Source organism: Nonomuraea sp. B19D2, from assembly GCF_040137845.1.
GTDB lineage: Bacteria > Actinomycetota > Actinomycetes > Streptosporangiales > Streptosporangiaceae > Nonomuraea.
The window spans coordinates 214,298-232,253 of record NZ_JBEFAK010000004.1 but is presented as its reverse complement, the minus strand read 5'-3'; the positions used below and the strand labels follow the sequence as shown (position 1 = coordinate 232,253).

Sequence of the window (17,956 nt, the reverse complement as noted above, 5' to 3'; positions counted from 1 at the left end):
GTTCAGTCCTTGTCCTTGCTCGGTTTGAGCCAGAACGGCACGGAGGGGCTGTCACCTCCGGAGCCGTTGCCGTTGCTGCTGCTGCGCAGCCAGAGCGGCGGGGCCTCGGAAGTGCGGGACGACGGCTCGTCGGAACCGAAGATCCGGAGGCCCGGCGAGCTGCCCGGCACCCTCGAACCGCCGTTCGGCCGGGACCCGCCGCCGGACCTCGAGCCGCCGCCCGACCCGGAGCCGCCGAACAGCCCGCCGCCGGACCCGCGCGAGCGCGTGCCGCCCGAGCCGCCGAACCGGGAGCCGCGCGCCCCCCCGGACGAGCCGCCCCTCGACGGCGAGCCGCCACGGGACGCCCAGCCGCCGCCGGACCCGCCGCCGAACCAGCCGCCCCCCGAGCCGCCGGACCCACCGCCGGACGGGGCGGCGCCGGACGTGCCGGCCACCCGAGGGCCGCTCGCCGCGGGACCGCGCGTGCGGGTGGGCGTGCCCAGGTTGAGCGGCGGCGCCGTGCCCCTGCGCGGCTCCAGCGGCGCCCTGGCGCCCCCCTTGCCGCCCTGCTGGTCGGTGTCCAGCGGCGCCGCCGTGGCGGGGATCCTGGCACCCGTGGTGGCGCCCTCGCCCTCCTCGGCGCGTACCCGGGCCTGCCCCGCGGTGGCCGCGGCCGTGGCCGCCGCTCCCGCCGGGTTGCCCGCGCCGGCCGCCCTGATGAGCGGCTCGGCCTTGCGCAGCCCCCATCGGCCGATCCTGGCCGAGGCGACCGGCGGCAGCACGCCTGCCGAGCGCTCGAGCACGGACGAGCTCGCGGCCTCGCCGAGCATGCGCGTGGCGACCGAGTGACCGCTGATGGAGGCGAACAGGTGCTGGAACGGCCTGCGGTAGAAGAACACCGCGATCGTCAGCAGGGCCATGAACAGCACCTGCATGCCCCATGGCATGGCCGTGGAGATGATCAGCGCGTACCCGTACACGAGGACGCTGAGCACCAGCGTGAGCACGGCCTGCCTGAGCAGCGTGCCGATGAGCATCTCCACCCAGCGCATGGCGACGATCCGGCCGCTGCCCGGATGCACGCCGATCAGCAGGAACACGGGCCCGAGTATCAGCAGCAGCAGGAAGCCCACCTTCAGCACCAGCAGCGAGACCGCCACCAGGAAGATGAGCACCCCGGCCACGATGGCCGCGATGAACGCGCCGACGGCCACGCCGAGCCTGTTGGACCAGTCGCGGCCGGAGAAAACCGCGTAGACGGGGTCGTTCTTCAGCTTCTCCGCCAGCGAGGCGTACTCCGACTGGCGGGCTCCCCTGTCAGGCGCCGGCTGGCCGGCCGCGGTCCGCGGGATCGACTGCATCTCCAGCACCTTGCGGCCCCAGTCGCGCACGATGGGCTGCTGCGGGTCGGCGGTGCCGAACAGGCCCACCAGCCACGGCTTGCAGACCAGCGTGGACCACAGCGCGTCGGCGTTCTGGTCGACGCCCGGCGTGCCGGCCTGGGCGTACCCGCCGGGCTTGACCTCCGGGGCGGCCTGGCCGGGAGGGGGCAGGCAGGAGGCGCCGCCCGCGCCGGGCAGACCGGAGAAGGCCGAGTTGACGACCTCGCCGGTCTTGTCCGTGACGACCTTGCCCAGGCCGGTGAAGTCGCCGGGACGGCTGAGGAACCAGACCGCCACGGTGACGGCCAGCACCATCCAGATCACGCCCTCGGCGGTCGTGGTGGCCCGCTTGCGGATCAGCCCGTACCAGGCCAGCCAGATGGCGCCGAGGATGACGACCGGCTGGAGGAAGGGCCAGTACATGGCCTTGGAGAGGTTCGTGACGATGTCGTCGACGACGTCCTTGATCGACTGGAGCGGTCCCTCGGTCGCGGCGGCCTGGTACGTGGTGATCGTCAGCCGGTCGACGGCCTTGGCCGCGGTGAAGATGCCGTTGGCCCACATGTTGCCGAGCACGGCGACGTAGTCGGAGCAGCTCAGGTCGTGGGTGTGCCAGAACTGGCCGCTCATCCCGAACTGGGAGTAGTTGGTGGTCGGCGCCTGCGCCCCGGCCTGGGCGGGCGCCTGGATCAGGCCGTCCAGGCCGCCCCCGACCATCTCGGGGTTGAGCGGGCCCGACAGGTCACACGGGGCCGCGGCGGCCGGGGCCGACAGGCCGCCCACGACGATCGGCACCACGAGGATGCCTGTCACGAGCGCGAGAGCCAGCGCGAGTCGTCGCGATAGCCGGATCTTCATGACCGTACCTCCTGCGCTCTGCTCACGCCCCCTTGAAGATCATCATGCCCGGCACCGTCGGGTTTGTCGTGTGTCGGGTTCGTGTCGAGCCATCGGAGAAGTTCCTCGGAGATCAGGTCTACTCCGATCCGCCCCGCCCTGCCATCCAGATCACGGAATACGCATTCGCCGTTTCCGAGCGAGCGCAGCACGGCCTTGTGCTCCTCCGACGGCTCCACCCCGAGCAGGGACATGACGTGATCCACCTCCACCCGTTCGGTGGACCTGAACGCGAAGACGGACGACAGGCAGTTGGTCACCTGCTCGTTCAGCAGGTCTCCCGCGTTCTGGGAGACCAGCACGAGAGCGGTGTTGCGGGAGCGGCCCATCCGGCTGACCTCGGGCACCAGCTTGGCGCCCTCGGGCGTGGAGGTGATCGCCCACGCCTCGTCCAGGAAGATCGCCTTGGGGGCACGCCGGTCGAGGCCGTTCATCAGCCTGCGCGCGAACTGGGAGACCAGGTAGAGCAGCGCCACCGACAGCCGCTGCTCGTAGGAGTAGTCGTCCCTGGTCGTGGCCACGTCGGGCAGCGTGAGCCCGCCCAGCGTGAACACCGTCGTCCACCCCTCGCTGTCGATCTGGTCGCCGCCGGAGGGGTCGAAGCAGAGCCTGGCCAGGTGCATCTCCGACATGGAGCGCAGCACGGCGCCCAGGTTCTTCGACGCGGGGTCGTCGGCCTGCTCCAGGAAGTCGACGACCTTGCCGAGCGAGGGGTCGGGGCCGTTGGACACCGCGGCCACCGCCTGGATCATCGCCGACTCGCGCTCCTCCGACATGCGCGGGAGCAGCAGCCGCAGCGTCTCGGTGGCCATGGTCTTCTTCGCCGCGATGTCGTCGCCGAACGAGAACGGGTCGAGCAGCCCCGGCGCCGCCGACCCCAGCGGGATGACGCGGGCCTTGCGGCCGCGCTTCTCCAGCAGCCGCACCAGCGACTCCGCGTCGCCCTTCGGGTCGATCACCGCGACCGTCACGCCCCTGAGCGCCATCTGGTAGATCATCAGCAGCGCGAGCGTGGTCTTGCCGCCGCCGGGCTCGCCGGTGATCGCGATGGCGGTCGGCCGGTTCCGGGTGGCCGCGACCAGCGGGTCGAAGTGCACGATGCTGCGGGCCCTGCCGACGGTCTCGCCGATGTACGGGCCGAGCCAGCCTTCCTTGCCACCGTCGTCGAGCCGGTCGCCGAGGTCGACCGTGGCGGTGGCCATGCCGCCCGCGATCGTGCGCAGCGGCTGCCGCTGAGCGTAGGCGTTGACGCGTACCTTCTCGCCCGGCAGCGACTCGCAGAACAACGAGAACTGGTCGCCCGTCGAGTTGACCACGTCGATGCCCATGTCGCGGTAGTGCTCGACGACCGCCTCGACGCGCTGCACGCAGATGTCCTCGGTGGGGGCCGACACGACCAGGCGGTGCCAGCCGTACACGAAGGGCAGCCGCTCCTTCGTGATGCCGTGCTCAAGCAGCCGGGCCGCGTCGATCTGCTCGGCCAGCGCGAGCGGCGCCTCCGCGCCGGCCTCGCGGATGTGGTGGTCCATGTCGCGGGCGTGCGCGAGCTTGCGCGCGACGTCCTTGGACGCCTTGACCGGTGGGATGAGCCGCATCCGCGAGGAGATCTCCACGGGGAACGGGAGCTGGTCGGCGAAGTGCATCCACGGCTCACCGTCGGGGAACGGCATGAGGTCGGGGAAGCGGGCGAACGACAGGTAGGCCACGTACGAGTCGCCCTGCGGCTGCACGATGCGCAGCAGCGACCTGCCGTTGTGGATCTCCCCCTCCACCAGCGCCTCGATCTCGCCCCTGCCCCAGCGCCGCTTCGGGCTGGCGCTCGGCGGCGGGTCGCCGAGCGCGCCCGCGGCCGCGTGCTGGAACAACCACGCCACCTCGACGGAGGTGGCGTGCCTGGCGTAGAGGGCGCTGGACGCCAGCGCTCTGCCGAGGCGTTCGGCGGACTCGGTCCACCGCCCGATCTCGCTGTCGGGCACGTGGTCGTCGTCCATGCCGAGCGCCTTCTCGGTCTTCTGGTAGAAGCCGAAGACCTGGGCGAGCACGCCGGCGCCGAGCTGCTTGCCGCGCGGGCCGAGCCGTACGCCGAGGAAGACCTCCTTGGACCAGAAGTCCTTCGCCCAGACGTGCCGGTACATCTCCTCCAGATAGTCGCGCCAGCCGGGCCCCTCGTCGGACGTGGCATTGAGCGCCATGGCCCACTCCGCCGCGGGGTACGTGCGGTGCGCGACCCTCAGGTGGACCTCCGCGTCGGGCATCCTGATCGCGGCCAGCGCGATCGTGATGTTGGTGGCCAGCGCCTCGCGCTCCTCCGGGGTGACGAACTCGTAGCTGACCGTCGGGAGGCGGAAGTACGCCCATGCGCTGGTGTCTGTGAGCAGGATGCGGTCGTCGAAATAGCGGACCGCGAGGCGCTGGTGCGCTCGTGACGCCCTGCTCATGCCGCCCCCTCGGCGCATGAACGGGCCAGACCTGCTCGCTTGTTCACTTATCGCTCACCGATTCTCGTGCCCGGGGGGTCACTCGCCAACTCCTCTTCGCTCGCTCGGACGGTCTGTGCCTGTGCCGCGAAGCCCGCGACCACGACGCCGGCGAGGGCGAGGAAGGCCCGCCTACCGGCCGCGCGCAACTGCCCGGGGTCGACGACCTCCGCGCCGTCGGGCGCCAGGCCGTCCTCCCAGGGGACCCTGACGATGGCCCGGCACCTGCCCCTGGCCACCGACTCCGCCTGCTCGACGTCGGCCATCGAGCGCCTGCTCACGCCGTTGACCACCATGACCGCGCGCCTGCGCAGGTCCGCGCAGCCGTGCCCGTCGAGCCACTCGTACGTCATCGCCACCGCCTCGGACGCCTCCTCGCTCGCGGGGACCACGAGGACGAGCTGGTCCGCGTACGGCAGCAACCTGGCCGCCAGCGCGGGGGCCGGGTCGATGACGGCGAGCTTGTAGTGGCGGTCGAGCAGGCGCATGGACTCGCCCAGCCGGTGGTCGGAGAAGAACGACCGGTCCGCCAGCCGCTGCTCGGCACCCGCGTCGGTGTCCGCGCTGATCACCTCGAGCCCCGAGGCGGTCCTCGTCGTGTACCCACGCATCGTGAGATACCCGCTGACGCGGTCGAGCCCGGACAGCAGCGAGGTGAGGGTTTCGGGCGTCTCCGGCTGGATCTTGCTGGTCAGGGTGCTGCCGCCGGTGCTGGCGTCCACGGCGACGACCCTGTCGTCGCGGTATGTGGCGAAGGTGTGGCCGAGCATGAGCGCCGTCGTGCTCTGTCCCGCGCCGCCGGTGCAGCCCAGGACCACGACCCTGCGGCTGCCGCTGAACACGCCCCTGGCCCTGGCCTCGTCGATCTCGGAACCGTCGGTGCGCACCCCGCCGCCGCCGACGACCACCTGAGCGATCCGCCGCCACCCGCCGGAGTCGCGTCCCACCACGGACTCGACCCGCCGCACCCGGCCCTCACTGGGCCTGGGCACAGGCACGGGCGCCACCAGCCCACCGGCCCCGTCACGCCGATCATCACCCGACCCACCACGGTCGGCGTCCGAGTCGCCCGCCGGCTCTGCGGTTCGACGGGTGTCCGAGTCCCCCGCCGGCTCGGCGAGCCCTTGGGCGTCGGCATCATCGGGCACGGTGGCAATCCCCTGCGGGCCGCCGCTCTGCGACGCGTCATGCGCCACGCCCTCCGGCACAGCGCCCGGGCGCCGCGCCACCGACCGCTCCAATTCGCCGCCTGCCGCACCGGATCCCGGCGCCTCCACACCGCCTCGCGCGTCAGCGACCTCGCCATCCTGCCGCGGGCTGCCGGCACCGATCGGGACACCGGCCACTTCCGGGGCGCCCGACGCGGTGCCCGGCGGCTCGGCCGGGTCCTGCGTGGCGGGCGAGTCAGCGGCAGTAGGGGCGTCCTCCGTTCGGGCGTGCTTGGGGGCAGCGGGTCGGGGCAGCGGCTTGGCGTCGGGGTTGAGCGGGGGCCAGACGCGCTTCGTGCCCGGCAGCACCGGCGCCGGGCCCAGCCGGGGCGGTTGTCCCTTCCTGTGCTGGTCTCGCGCGACCTCGTCCTCGGGCCGCTCGTCCTCACGCCGCTCCCCCTCCGGGCGTCCCGCCGGCTCGGGAGGGGCGTCGGCGCTCGCCGCGAGCTTCCTCAGCCGCCGCAACGCCTCGGTGTCGATGGGCTTGCCGGTGGCGGCCTTGCGGTCGTCCCCCGCGTTGAGCGGCACAGCGGCCGCACGCGCGGTCGGCGCCTCATCGGGCGATCCGTCCCCGGCCCCCGGTACGGCCTCCTGGCCCCGCTCCTCGACAGGGGGCTCCTGCGCCGCGACGTGTGCCCGGGCAGCGGGGGCGGCCTCCCTGGTGCCGCCACGCTCCCGCACAACGGCGGCCTCTCCCGCGCCACCACGCTCCCGGACGCCGGCGCCCGTTGTGCCGCTGCGCTCCAGGGCGACGGGCTCGGCCGTCAATCCCTCGTGCGCCGCGGCCCGCGGCGCCTCCTGGCGGCGTCCAGAGCCGCCTGGAAGGGCTTCCTCGCGCCGCAGCACACCCGACTTGGACCCTGGGGCCGGGGGCGGGGCCGCCTGGCGTGTCCGGGCCTTGAGAGCGGGCGCCGTACCGCGGCGGGTGCCCCAGCGGCTGGTGGTCGGCTCCGCCACGGGAGCCTGGGAGGCGGCGGCAGCCGCGGCCGCGACCGCAGGGCGGACCTGGCGGGGACCGGCGATCCGCTGGCCCTCGCGCCACCGCTGCGGCTGGCGGGCCTTGCGGGGCGCCTTCGACTTGGCCCGAGCGGGCATGGTGCGCCAGACGCGGGCGGAGAAGGTGATCGTCTCGGGCTCCGACGTGGGCGCGAGGCGGTACCACGCCTTCGGCTGGCCCAGATAGCGGAGCTGGGACTCGAGGAGCTCGGTGAGCCGCTTGCCCTCGATGACGGGACGGGTGGACAACCAGGTCACGATCCCCGGCGGCACGAGGAACAGCACGTGCCAGGGCATCTCCACCGGCACGCCCACCAGGACCAGCAGGAGCGACCACGGGACGAACACCCCGACGAACACGCCGATCCAGACGATCGGGAGCGGCATCGGCAGCCGTAGGTCGTACAGCTTGTAGAGCCGCTTCTCGATCCGCCAGATGTTCGTATATGTGGGCAGGTCCACGCCGGTCCTCCTCTCCACCCGCTCGTACATGACCGCCGCGGAGCGGTCTCAACCCTTACTTGATGCCCAGTGCGCCGGCGATCGCCTTCGCCGTCACCTCGATGATGTTGGGAACGTAGAAGATCACTCCGATGGCTACAGCAAGTATGAGGAACTGCACGAATCGCGTGATCTCGCGGGTGAAGAGAAAGAAGAGCGCGACCACGGAGACGACAACCAGGAACAAAGGGGCGAAGAAGCTGCGCAGGAAGTTGGCAAGCCCTCCGGTGTCCGGGCCTGTCGGTGCCGGCGTCGGCGACATTTCGATCAAGGTGAGCACTACGGTCTTCAAGGTCACTTCTTGTCCTCCCGGGGGGTATCGATCAGCAGCGCGGCCGTGCCTCTATCCAACGACCCGACCGGCGCCGCGGATGTCGGCGACGAACCACTTGTCGCCCTGCTTCTCGACGGTCAGCCGGTAGGCCATCTCCAGCGTGCCGCCCACCGTCGCCGGGTCGGTGGTCCCGGGGGTGGCGGGCGTCTCGTTGTTGGGCACGACCCACACCACGACCGCCTGGATCTCTCGTGTGGCACCCCCCACAGGCACCACGACCTTCTTCAGCTCCTTGAACGTGAACGTGCCGCCGAAGCTCGGCAGAGTCTTGCCCGCGGCGACATAGCGCTGCAGGCCGGCGGTGTCACCGAGGGCGTAGTCGGTGAAGAAGCCCTTCAGTTGCTCCTTGAGCTCGCTCGCGGTCGCCTCGTCGGTCTCCGGCGCGGCCAGTTGCGGCACGTCGGCCGGGGCAGGGGCGGGCAGGACCGCGGGCCGGCCGACGACGGCGAACCTGCCGCCGGCGTCATCGCCCGAGTAGTAGACCGGGACGGACAACATCAGCCTGCGCCGGCCTGACTGGAAGGCCACGCTCACCACCGCGTTGCGGGCGTCGCTCGCCTCGATGTCGTACGGCTGGATGGCGACGGCCGCGAGCTTGCCGTAGCCGTCCCACCCCATTTGCGGGTCCATGCCGTCGGCCAGGAACGCGGCGAGCTTGCCCGACCTGCTGGCCGCGTCTTCCGGATTGAAATTGAGATAGACCCCGGCGAACTGGGCGGCGAAAGCCATGCCCCGGTCCGCGGGAAATCCATGGTGAGCTGGGGTAACGGCATTGGGCGTCGCAGTCTCTTGCTGGGTAAATCGCTCAAATGGGGCACGAACCCCATTCACTACGATAACCACAATAAGCGCCCAGAGAACGATGCGGCCGACCCATACCAGCCACCGTCCGCCGCCGCCCGACCAGCCGCCGCGCCGCGGCCTTGGGGGCGGCGGCGCGTCGAAGTCAGCTGTGTCGAGGCGCGCGGAAAGCTCGGGGTCGCCAGCGATCCGAGGATCGTGCTGGACGGTAGACCTACGAGCCATCACGCCTCCGCTCGCGCCGATCCCCCCGGCTGGCGCGGTGTCGTCCGTTGCCGATCCCCATCATCCGCGGTGAAGTAGTCACCCTATCCGGTCTCCGCCATTCTTCCAGGAAAGCCACGCCCATGCTGCGGCATGACCGACCTGACGGCAAACCGGATCGGACGGCAGGCGCCATTGCCGATTCCTGTCAGTTCCCAGTGGAATCGGCTTTTGACCAGGCCAGACGCCTGAAAGCGCATAGCGCGACAGTCACGAATTCCTGTCCAACAGGCATGGACTCTCGCGACCTGCGGATTTGGTATGGATCGCGCGGCGACCCCCGGCCGTCAGGCGGGCTCCGGGTCCTGAGTGGGCCTCGGCGGCCGCCTGCTGTGCAGGTCCACGACCGTCGGCTGCACCGCCCGCTCCAGGGAGCCGCGCAGGTCCGCCAGCATCTCGGCGGCATCACGCTCACGCATGCGCGTCGCCATCTCGTTGCGCTCGTCGACCTTCCTGCGGAGGTACGCCTCGCGGTTGACGCGCAGGCCGTACATGAGCTCGACCCTGATCAGGGCGAGCTCCTCCTCAAGGCTGATGCCCGCGAGCGTGGGCGCGGGGCGTCGTTTCCGGATGATGCGACGGATCATTGAGGGCCTCCCGAGTCAGCGTGAACGCCGTGACGATTCGACGCGCGGGGGCCCAAAGTGGTTGACGCATCAGTTTTCCCGGCATCAGAGACGTCGTATCAAATCCCGGGACCAGACGTCTGAGGGGGCTTCACCGCCGTCCACCGTGGCAACTTAGCGTAGCGAATGACAACGCTGCGTGATTGACCCGGAGACACGCGGCAGCCCCCGTCGGCTGAGGCGCTCAGACGTTGAAGCGGAACTCCACCACGTCGCCGTCGCGCATCACGTAGTCCTTGCCCTCGATGCGGGCCTTGCCCGCCGAGCGGGCGCTGGCGATGGAGCCGGCCTCGACCAGGTCGTCGAAGGAGACGACCTCGGCCTTGATGAAGCCGCGCTGGAAGTCGGTGTGGATCACGCCGGCCGCCTCGGGCGCGGTGGCGCCCTTGGGGATCGTCCAGGCCCTGGTCTCCTTCGGCCCGGCCGTGAGGTATGTCTGCAGGCCGAGCGTGTCGAAGCCGACCCTGGCCAGCTGCCGCAGCCCCGACTCCTCCTGGCCGACGGACTGGAGCAGCTCCAGTGCCTCCTCCTCGTCGAGCTCGACCAGCTCCGACTCGATCTTGGCGTCCATGAAGACCGCCTCGGCGGGCGCGACCAGCGTCGACAGCTGCTCCCTGAACCCGGCGTCGGTCAGCTCGTCGGCGTCGAGGTTGAACACGTACAGGAACGGCTTGGCCGTCAGCAGGTGGAGGTCGCGCAGCCCCTCGCGGTCGAGCCCGCTCTCGAAGATGGTCTTGCCGGTCTCCAGCACGCTCAGAGCGGCCTCCGCGGCCTCGAGCGCGGCCTTCTTGTCCTTGTTGTTGCGCGCCTCCTTCTGCAGGCGCGGGATGGCCTTCTCGACCGTCTGCAGGTCGGCCATGATCAACTCGGTGTTGATGGTCTCGATGTCGCGCTTGGGGGAGATCTCGCCGTCCACGTGCGTGACGTCCGGGTCGCTGAAGACGCGTACGACCTGGCAGATCGCGTCGGTGTCGCGGATGTTGGCGAGGAACTGGTTACCCCTGCCCTGCCCCTCCGACGCTCCCTTGACCAGGCCCGCGACGTCGACGAACTCGACCTTGGCGGGCAGGATCCGGACCGAGCCGAAGATCTCGGCCAGCTTGGGCAGGCGGTCGTCGGGCACGCCCACGATGCCCACGTTCGGCTCGATGGTGGCGAACGGGTAGTTCGCGGCGAGCGCGTTGCCGGACTTAGTCAGCGCGTTGAAGAGCGTGGACTTGCCGACGTTGGGCAGACCGACGATACCGATGGAGAGACTCACGGGTGTCAAGTTTACGTGCTGTGCGTAACGGGCGTGTCGGGCGGGAACGGTGCGCCGGAGTCCTGCAATCATCGATCGAGTGGACATCGTCTCGCTTCTCATCGGTCTGGCCGCCGGTCTCGTCATCGGGTTCCTGGTGGCCAGGACGCGGGCGGCGGTGCGGGTGGCCGAGGCCGACGCGCGGGCCAAGTCGGCCGCCGACAAGCTGGTCTATGTCGAGGAGCAGCTCGCCGAGCGCTTCCAGGCCCTGTCCACGCGCGCCCTCGACGTCAACAACGTGCGATTCCTCGAGCTGGCCGAGACCAGGCTGGCGGCCACGCGCGCGGAGGCCGCGGGCGACCTGGAGCAGCGCAGGCAGGCCGTCGAGCACCTGGTGGAGCCGCTGAAGGACGCGCTGGCGCGGGTCGAGTCGCAGCTGCGCGACACCGAGTCGGGCCAGCGCGCGGCCCGCGCCGAGCTGGCCAAGCAGATGGAGTTCGTACGGCAGAGCAACGAGCAGCTGCGTTCCCAGACCACCGCCCTCGTCAGGGCCCTGCAACGGCCGGAGGCGCGCGGCAGGTGGGGCGAGCTCCAGTTGCGCAGGGTCGCCGAGATCGCCGGCATGCAGCGCCACTGCGACTTCGACGAGCAGGTCACAGAGGGCTCCATGCGGCCCGACATGGTTGTCAGGCTCGCCGGGGGCAAGAACATCGTGGTCGACTCCAAAGTCTCGCTGGCGGCCTATCTGGAGGCCGCGGAGGCCGCCGACGAGTCACTCGCCTCGGTCCGGCTCGACGCCCACGCCAGGCACGTACGCGAGCACATCGACCGGCTGGCGGCCAAGTCCTACTGGCAGGGGTTCAACCCGTCGCCGGAGTTCGTGGTGCTGTTCATCCCCGGTGAGGCGTTCCTGGCCCCGGCGCTCGAGCGCGATCCCGGGCTGCTGGAGTACGCCATGACGCGCCGGGTCCACATCGCCACGCCGACGACGCTGATCACGATGCTGCGCACCGCCCACTACGCCTGGCAGCAGGCCGCGCTGAGCGAGAACGCGCGGGCGGTGTTCGAGCTGGGCAAGGAGCTGTACGAGCGGCTGTCCTCCCTGGGCAGGAACGTCGACTCGCTCGGGAGGGCACTGACGCGGGCCGTGGAGGCGTACAACAAATCGGTCGGGTCGCTCGAAAGCCGCGTCCTGGTCACCGCGCGCAAGTTGCACGATCTGGGCGTCGTGGACCGCGATCTCGACTCGCCCGACATGCTCGAAGACCTGCCCAGACCCCTGGCATCCCCGGAACTGCTGGAAACCTCGCCTCTGCTTTCCCACTCGAACGGTAAGTTGGCCAACGGGTCGCAATAAATGGGGGTGGGGCATTGGGTGAGAAAAGGCGTTCCGCGGTCAGGCTGACCGCTCGCGGCGCCATCGCGCTCGCCCTGGTCTCCACCTTGGCGGGATACGTGCTGGCGGCGCTGCTCGGCATCCAGCACATCGTGGGCGCGGCCTTCGTGCTGTCGAGCCTGCTGGGCGTGCTCATGGTCAACCGGCGCGAGCTGCTGTCGCTGGTGGTGACGCCGCCGCTGGTGTTCTTCTGCGCCACGCTCTTCGTCGAGCTCGGGCGGGCGTTCGGCTCGGTGTCGATCGTGCAGTCGCTGGCGCTGGGCCTCTACACGTCGCTGACCAGCGGCGCGCCCTGGCTGTTCGCGGGCTCGGCCGTCGTGCTGGGCGTCGCCTGGCGGCGCGGGCTGCGCGACAACGTACGCGACCTACGGGAAGAGCTGAAGGCGGGCGCGGAGGCACCGCGCCCGCGACAGACGTTCGTGCCCGAGCCGGAGGGCTACTTCGAGCCCAAGGTGTACGGGACGCCGCGCGGGGACGACTAGGACGCCCGCAGGTCCTTGCGCAGCTCGTGGGGCAGGGCGAAGCGCATGCTCTCCTGCACCGACTCGACCTCGGTCACGTCGCCGAACCCGTGCTGGGCCAGCCGCGCCAGCACCTCCTCGACCAGCTCCTCCGGGACGGAGGCGCCGCTGGTGACGCCGACCGTGGTGACGCCTTCGAGCCACTCGTCGCGGATGAAGGTGGCGTTGTCGACCAGGTATGACGCCTGCGCGCCGTAGTCCTTGGCCACCTCGACCAGACGCTTGGAGTTTGACGAGTTCTCCGAGCCGACCACGATGACGAGCTGCGCCTCGGCGGCGATCTCCTTGACCGCCACCTGCCGGTTCTGCGTGGCGTAGCAGATGTCGTCGCTCGGCGGGTCGATCAGCGTGGGGAAGCGCTCCTTGAGCCGGGACACCGTCTCGGTGGTCTCGTCGACCGACAGCGTGGTCTGCGACAGCCACACCAGCTTGCTCGGGTCCTTCACCTGCACCTTGTCGACCGCGTCGAGCCCGTCGACGAGCTGGATGTGGTCAGGGGCCTCGCCGGAGGTGCCCTCGACCTCCTCGTGGCCTTCGTGCCCGATCAGGAGGATGTCGTAGTCCTGGCTCGCGAACCGTCTCGCCTCGTTGTGCACCTTGGTGACCAGCGGGCAGGTGGCGTCGACGGTGCGCAGCCCGCGCTGTCTGGCCTCCTCGTGCACGGCCGGGGACACGCCGTGGGCGGAGAACACCACGATCTCACCCTCGGGGACCTCCTCGGTCTCGTCCACGAAGATGGCGCCCCTGGCCTCGAGCGTCTTGACGACGTGGGTGTTGTGGACGATCTGCTTGCGTACGTAGATCGGCGCACCATACTGCTCCAAAGCCTTCTCGACCGCTACCACGGCTCGATCGACTCCGGCACAGTAGCCGCGGGGCTTGGCTACGAGTACTCGGCGGGAAGTAGGGGTCTGGGGCTCCATACTTTCTATGCTACGTGGAGCGGCCATCAGGCCCGCGCGTGCGTGGTTGCCCGCGGTTTGCCAGACTAGCCGTCCCATACTGACCTCCCAGGGAGACGTCATGTCCCTCAGCGACGTGATACGCAACATCGCTAAGACCGTCACCAACAAGGACGAGTTGAAGGAGAAGGCCAAGGACCTTCCGCTCCTCGTCATCCAGACCACGCTCAGCGCGGCCGGCCAGGCGCTGCTGGTCGTCGACCGGGTGAAGAACTCCATCAAGAACCTGGGCAACAAGGAGGAGCGCGAGGAGGAGTCGCACGACTCGCGTCCCTCCGCCGCCGACCAGGTGGCCGCGGCTCCGGCCGCGGAGGAGGACAAGCCCGCCCGCAAGGAGCCGGTGATCTTCGCGCCGCGCCCCGGCGCGGCCGAGCCCAACGGCGCCGCCAAGACCAAGCCCGACCCGGTCATCTTCACCCCGGCCGGCAAGTCCGAGTCCGCGGCCACCGCCGACGCCGAGACCCCCGTCGCGTCCAAGCCCGCGGTCGCGGAGGAGCCCGCGGCCGAGCCCAAGGCCGCCGCCGAGCCCACGGCCACCGTCGTGGAGCCCGCCGCCGCGGAGGAGCCCGCCGTCGCGGAGAAGACTGCCGTCACGGAAGAGCCTGCCGTCGCGGAGAAGCCTGCTGAGGCCGAGGCGAAGGCCGCCGTCGTGGAGGAGGCACCCGAGGTCAAGCCGAAGGCCGCCCGCAAGACCACCAGGAAGCCCGCCGCGGCCAAGAAGCCCGCGGAGAAGCCGGCCGAGGAGCCCGCGGCCGCCGCCGAGCCGACCGCCGCAAGCGTCCCCGCGGACCTGGCCGAGCCGCTGCCCGGCTACTCCGAGCTGACCGTCGCGTCCCTGCGCGCCAGGATGCGCGGCAAGACCGCCGAGCAGATCGGCGACTTCCTCGCCTTCGAGAAGGCCACGAAGGCCCGCCCCGAGGTGATCAAGATGTTCGAGAACCGCCTGGCGAAGCTGCAGGCCGGAGAATAGTCACTCCGACCCCGTAGCCTTTCGCCATGACCGAGAAGACCTCACCCGAGTCTCCCCTGCCGATCCGCACGGTCCTTCAGATGGTGGGCGGATGGATCGGCAGACTCGGCACGGTCTGGGTCGAGGGCCAGATCACCGACCTCAGCGCGCGCGGCGGCACGGTGTTCATGACGCTGCGCGACCCGGTCGCCAACGTGTCGGCCAAGGTCACCACCCCGCGCGGCGTCTACGAAGCCGCCACGCCGCGGCCGGCCGACGGCGCCAGGGTCGTGATGCAGGTCAAGCCCGACTTCTGGGTCAACAGAGGCTCGTTCGCCTTCACCGCGCTGGAGATCCGCCCCGTCGGCGTGGGCGAGCTGCTGGCCAGGCTGGAGCGGCTCAGGCAGCTGCTGGCCACCGAGGGGCTGTTCAACGCCGACAGGAAGCGGCGGCTGCCGTTCCTGCCCAGCACGATCGGGCTCATCTGCGGCCGTGACTCCGCGGCCGAGCGCGACGTGCTGGAAAACTCCCGCAGGCGCTGGCCCGCCGTGCGGTTCAAGGTCGAGGAGGTGGCCGTCCAGGGCCCCTACGCGGTGGGCGAGGTGACCGAGGCGCTGCGCAAGCTCGACGCCGACTCCTCGGTCGACGTGATCGTCATCGCCCGCGGCGGCGGCTCGCTGGAGGACCTCCTGCCGTTCTCCGACGAGACGCTCGTACGCTCGGTGGCCGCCTGCCGCACCCCCGTGGTGAGCGCCATCGGCCACGAGCAGGACAGCCCGCTGCTCGACCTGGTGGCCGACCTGCGCGCCTCCACCCCCACAGACGCGGCCAAGAAGGTCGTGCCCGACGTCGGCGAGCAGCTCACGCTGGTGCGCCAGCTCCGCGACCGGGGCCGCAGGGTGATGAGCGGCTGGCTCGACCGGGAGATGTCCTGGCTCACGTCAGTACGCTCGCGGCCCTCGCTGGCCGACCCGGTCCGCGAGCTGGAGCGCCGGGCCGAGCAGGTCGACTCGCTGCGCGAGCGGGCCAGGCGCTCGCTGTCGGGCTCGCTCGACCGGGCCGGCGACGACCTCACCCACCTGCGTGCCCGCCTGATCGCGCTGTCCCCCGCGGCCACGCTGGAGCGCGGTTACGCCATCGTCCAGCACCCGTCGGGCGAGGTGGTGCGCCTGGCCAAAGACGTCTCCCCCGGCTCCCTGCTGACGATCCGCCTGACCGACGACCGGCTGACCGTACGCACGGAAGAACCCGGCGAAACGTGAGCGATCCGGGGTCCGCGTCCGGCACACGAGAGTGCCGTGCAGGGCGCGCCCTCCCCTAGCGGCCCTGCTCCTGGCCGCGTATGACCGTCTCGGCCAGCCACGCCAGCCTGGCCTTGATCTGCTCGTGAGTCATGGCGCGCTGCTCCTGCTGGAAGGCGATCAGGCAGGCGTTGGCCTGCGCGAGGAGGGCGTCGGCCAGGTAGGTGGCGTCGGCGCGCGGGCAGGCCTGGGCGATCAGGCCGGCCAGGTGGACGTGATGGACCTGGTACGGCCCCCCGAACCTCTGCGCCTTGTCCCCCTTGTCCAGCAGCAAGAAGAGCCCCTGTTGCGCCACGATGCGGTCGACCAGCGCGTACAGGAACGCCGTGATCCGCTCGGCGGCGGGTGCGCCGGGGCCGAGGGGCGGCGGCCCGGAGAAGAAGGCGGTCTGGAAGCGCCGCTCCTGCTCGTCGATCAGGGCGTAGACGAGCCCGCCCCGGTCGCCGAAGCGGCGGTAGACGGTGCCGACCCCGACGCCGGCGACCCTGGCCACCTCGTCGAGTGAGAGTTCGTCGGCGCCGTGCTCGGCGATCATCCGGGCGGCCACCTCAATGATCTTCTGCCGGTTTCGCGCGGCGTCGGCCCGCTCCGGCTGGGGTTGCCCGACGACGGGCAACAATCGACGTCCGCACACAGCTGCAGCATACCGATGACAACCGGAGCGATCTCCGGTTAAGCTCCGAACCGGAGAGTCCTCCGATTCACGGGAGTAAATGATGCCCAGCGAGTTCAACCAGCAGATCATTGACGAGTTCCGCGCCAACGAGGGGCGGGTCGGCGGCATGTTCGAGGGCAGTCCCCTGGTGCTGCTCACGACCACAGGAGCCAAGAGCGGCAAGCCGTCGACCACGCCGATGTTGTATCTGGCCGACGGCGACCGCTACGTCGTCATCGCCTCGAACGCCGGCTCGGACCGTCACCCTGCCTGGTACCACAACCTGCGCGCCACGCCTGAGGCGACGGCGGAGGTGGGGACGGAGACGTTCGAGGTCAAGGCCGTGGTCGTGGCGGACGCCGAGCGCGACCAGCTCTATGCGCAGATGGCGGAGAAGTGGCCGGGCTTCCGCGACTACGAGGCCAAGACGAGCCGCCGGATCCCCGTGGTGGCGCTCTACCGGACCGCTGCCTGACCTCCGCCACCGGTGCCGCCGGCGCCGTCGTGAGGACACGCCGCCGGGAAGGCGGCTGGCCGGCGACGGAGACGCCGCCAGTGGGACGAGCCGTCAGAAGGGTGCGTTCATGGGAGGGCGAGGCTCATGGAGGGGGCGGGACTGTCAGAACGGCGCGTCGTTGGAGTTGCCCGCCGTGGGCTCGGAGCGGCGCGCCATGGCGGCGGCGAGCTTGACCCTGGCCCCCTGGAGCCACTCCTCGCAGACGGCCGCCAGCTTCTCGCCGCGCTCCCACAGCTCGATGGACTGCTCCAGGGTGAGCCCGCCGGTCTCCAGCCGGCGCACCACCTCGGTCAGCTCCTCGCGCGCCTGCTCGTATGAGGGTGCCTTCTCGTCTGCTGCCACGAGCACCACCCTAGACGCGCCGGCCGACATCCGCAGAGCAGGCGTACGTGAAGCGCGGCGCGGTCAGCCCTTGGGGCGCTGCTGCAGGACGGAGGCGAGCTCGGCCAGCTCCGGCCAGTCGGCCGTACCGGTGATGACGAGAGTCACCTCGGGCAGGACACGGATCAGCGAGCGCTGGTTCTTGTCCTCGCGGAAGCGCTGCTCCCACGGCACGCCGCCGACCTGCTGCGTGCCGACGGCCTTGTCGGAGTTGGCCATGCGGCTGGCGAACCCGGCCGCCGGCTGCTCGTTGCTCTGCGCGAACATCACGTGCTGGCGCTTGGCCGTGGCGTAGCCGAGGTAGAGGACCTGCGCGCCGTTCTCCCCCTTGGCGATCTTGTTGCTGTTGGGGATCCAGCCCGCCGGGTCCTTCTGCGGGGCCCACACGCCGTACGGCACCGAGTGGCCGAAGTTGGCGACGGTGATCGAGTAGTCGAGCCGCGGAATGTGCTCCTCCCGGCTCTGCGGGGTGACCAGCAGGAACAGCGCGGCCGCCGCGAGGCAGACGAACAGCGCTACCGCGTAGCCGTAGAAACCTTGAGTGAACCGTCGCACAGTTGGCGAGG

16 protein-coding genes are annotated in these 17,956 nt (G+C 70.7%); 5 read left to right on the top strand and 11 right to left on the bottom strand.

Annotated elements, in window-relative coordinates:
• Positions 1-2: 2 nt before the first annotated feature.
• From ABN273_RS10410 to ychF, 7 genes are all read right to left on the bottom strand, one after another.
• Complete coding sequence (locus ABN273_RS10410; RefSeq protein WP_349448472.1) at positions 3-2,222, bottom strand: type IV secretion system protein; 2,220 nt, start codon at positions 2,220-2,222, stop codon at positions 3-5.
• Positions 2,219-4,699 carry an ATP-binding protein gene (locus ABN273_RS10405; protein ID WP_349448471.1) on the bottom strand — a complete coding sequence of 827 codons (2,481 nt, stop codon included), beginning with the start codon at positions 4,697-4,699 and terminating at the stop codon, positions 2,219-2,221. Before ABN273_RS10405 ends, ABN273_RS10410 begins: the two co-directional genes overlap by 4 nt.
• Before the next feature lie 47 nt (positions 4,700-4,746).
• Positions 4,747-7,404, bottom strand: a complete 2,658-nt coding sequence (locus tag ABN273_RS10400; protein ID WP_349448470.1) for a TcpE family conjugal transfer membrane protein — start codon at positions 7,402-7,404, stop codon at positions 4,747-4,749.
• A 55-nt stretch (positions 7,405-7,459) separates the two neighbouring features.
• The gene (locus tag ABN273_RS10395; protein WP_349448626.1) at positions 7,460-7,705 is read right to left on the bottom strand and encodes a hypothetical protein; all 246 of its coding nucleotides are present in this window, start codon (positions 7,703-7,705) and stop codon (positions 7,460-7,462) included.
• 81 nt (positions 7,706-7,786) lie between these two features.
• Positions 7,787-8,506 carry a conjugal transfer protein gene (locus ABN273_RS10390; RefSeq protein WP_349448469.1) on the bottom strand — a complete coding sequence of 240 codons (720 nt, stop codon included), beginning with the start codon at positions 8,504-8,506 and terminating at the stop codon, positions 7,787-7,789.
• Positions 8,507-9,129: 623 nt separating this feature from the next.
• Positions 9,130-9,429, bottom strand: a complete 300-nt coding sequence (locus ABN273_RS10385; protein WP_349448468.1) for a hypothetical protein — start codon at positions 9,427-9,429, stop codon at positions 9,130-9,132.
• A gap of 223 nt (positions 9,430-9,652) precedes the next feature.
• A complete protein-coding gene (gene ychF, locus ABN273_RS10380; RefSeq protein ID WP_349448467.1) occupies positions 9,653-10,729 on the bottom strand; it encodes a redox-regulated ATPase YchF in 1,077 nt (358 codons plus the stop codon).
• A gap of 79 nt (positions 10,730-10,808) precedes the next feature.
• Here ychF and ABN273_RS10375 point away from each other — a divergent pair, with 79 nt between their 5' ends.
• Positions 10,809-12,065 carry a DNA recombination protein RmuC gene (locus ABN273_RS10375; RefSeq protein WP_502910990.1) on the top strand — a complete coding sequence of 419 codons (1,257 nt, stop codon included), beginning with the start codon at positions 10,809-10,811 and terminating at the stop codon, positions 12,063-12,065.
• A 14-nt stretch (positions 12,066-12,079) separates the two neighbouring features.
• Positions 12,080-12,586, top strand: a complete 507-nt coding sequence (locus tag ABN273_RS10370; RefSeq protein WP_349448466.1) for a DUF6542 domain-containing protein — start codon at positions 12,080-12,082, stop codon at positions 12,584-12,586.
• On the opposite strand, the gene ABN273_RS10365 is transcribed toward ABN273_RS10370, so the two are convergent.
• Positions 12,583-13,548 carry a 4-hydroxy-3-methylbut-2-enyl diphosphate reductase gene (locus tag ABN273_RS10365; RefSeq protein ID WP_349448465.1) on the bottom strand — a complete coding sequence of 322 codons (966 nt, stop codon included), beginning with the start codon at positions 13,546-13,548 and terminating at the stop codon, positions 12,583-12,585. The genes ABN273_RS10370 and ABN273_RS10365 overlap by 4 nt on opposite strands.
• A gap of 100 nt (positions 13,549-13,648) precedes the next feature.
• Between ABN273_RS10365 and ABN273_RS10360 the strand changes: the two genes are divergently transcribed.
• Positions 13,649-14,557, top strand: coding sequence for a hypothetical protein (locus tag ABN273_RS10360; protein WP_349448464.1), 909 nt, complete (start codon positions 13,649-13,651; stop codon positions 14,555-14,557).
• A gap of 26 nt (positions 14,558-14,583) precedes the next feature.
• Positions 14,584-15,798, top strand: a complete 1,215-nt coding sequence (gene xseA / locus ABN273_RS10355) for an exodeoxyribonuclease VII large subunit (RefSeq protein WP_349448463.1) — start codon at positions 14,584-14,586, stop codon at positions 15,796-15,798.
• A 55-nt stretch (positions 15,799-15,853) separates the two neighbouring features.
• Here xseA and ABN273_RS10350 read toward each other — a convergent pair whose 3' ends face one another.
• A complete protein-coding gene (locus ABN273_RS10350) occupies positions 15,854-16,471 on the bottom strand; it encodes a TetR/AcrR family transcriptional regulator (RefSeq protein WP_349448462.1) in 618 nt (205 codons plus the stop codon).
• 79 nt (positions 16,472-16,550) lie between these two features.
• Here ABN273_RS10350 and ABN273_RS10345 point away from each other — a divergent pair, with 79 nt between their 5' ends.
• Entirely contained in the window at positions 16,551-16,967 is a 417-nt protein-coding gene (locus ABN273_RS10345; RefSeq protein WP_349448461.1) for a nitroreductase family deazaflavin-dependent oxidoreductase, read from the top strand.
• A 144-nt stretch (positions 16,968-17,111) separates the two neighbouring features.
• Here the strand turns inward: ABN273_RS10345 and ABN273_RS10340 are convergent, their stop codons facing one another.
• On the bottom strand, positions 17,112-17,381 hold the full coding sequence (locus tag ABN273_RS10340) for an exodeoxyribonuclease VII small subunit (RefSeq protein WP_349448460.1): 270 nt from the start codon (positions 17,379-17,381) through the stop codon (positions 17,112-17,114).
• Positions 17,382-17,414: 33 nt separating this feature from the next.
• Positions 17,415-17,945, bottom strand: coding sequence for a DUF4245 domain-containing protein (locus ABN273_RS10335; RefSeq protein ID WP_349448459.1), 531 nt, complete (start codon positions 17,943-17,945; stop codon positions 17,415-17,417).
• Positions 17,946-17,956: the final 11 nt, after the last annotated feature.

Bases quoted from the DNA above. Each gene is read 5' to 3' on its own strand.
- ABN273_RS10410 (WP_349448472.1), bottom strand. From the start codon at position 2,222: ATGAAGATCCGGCTATCGCGACGACTCGCGCTGGCTCTCGCGCTCGTG.
- ABN273_RS10405 (WP_349448471.1), bottom strand. From the start codon at position 4,699: ATGAGCAGGGCGTCACGAGCGCACCAGCGCCTCGCGGTCCGCTATTTC.
- ABN273_RS10395 (WP_349448626.1), bottom strand. From the start codon at position 7,705: ATGTCGCCGACGCCGGCACCGACAGGCCCGGACACCGGAGGGCTTGCC.
- ABN273_RS10390 (WP_349448469.1), bottom strand. From the start codon at position 8,506: ATGGCTTTCGCCGCCCAGTTCGCCGGGGTCTATCTCAATTTCAATCCG.
- ABN273_RS10385 (WP_349448468.1), bottom strand. From the start codon at position 9,429: ATGATCCGTCGCATCATCCGGAAACGACGCCCCGCGCCCACGCTCGCG.
- ABN273_RS10365 (WP_349448465.1), bottom strand. From the start codon at position 13,548: ATGGAGCCCCAGACCCCTACTTCCCGCCGAGTACTCGTAGCCAAGCCC.
- ABN273_RS10360 (WP_349448464.1), top strand. From the start codon at position 13,649: ATGTCCCTCAGCGACGTGATACGCAACATCGCTAAGACCGTCACCAAC.
- xseA (WP_349448463.1), top strand. From the start codon at position 14,584: ATGACCGAGAAGACCTCACCCGAGTCTCCCCTGCCGATCCGCACGGTC.
- ABN273_RS10345 (WP_349448461.1), top strand. From the start codon at position 16,551: ATGATGCCCAGCGAGTTCAACCAGCAGATCATTGACGAGTTCCGCGCC.
- ABN273_RS10340 (WP_349448460.1), bottom strand. From the start codon at position 17,381: ATGTCGGCCGGCGCGTCTAGGGTGGTGCTCGTGGCAGCAGACGAGAAG.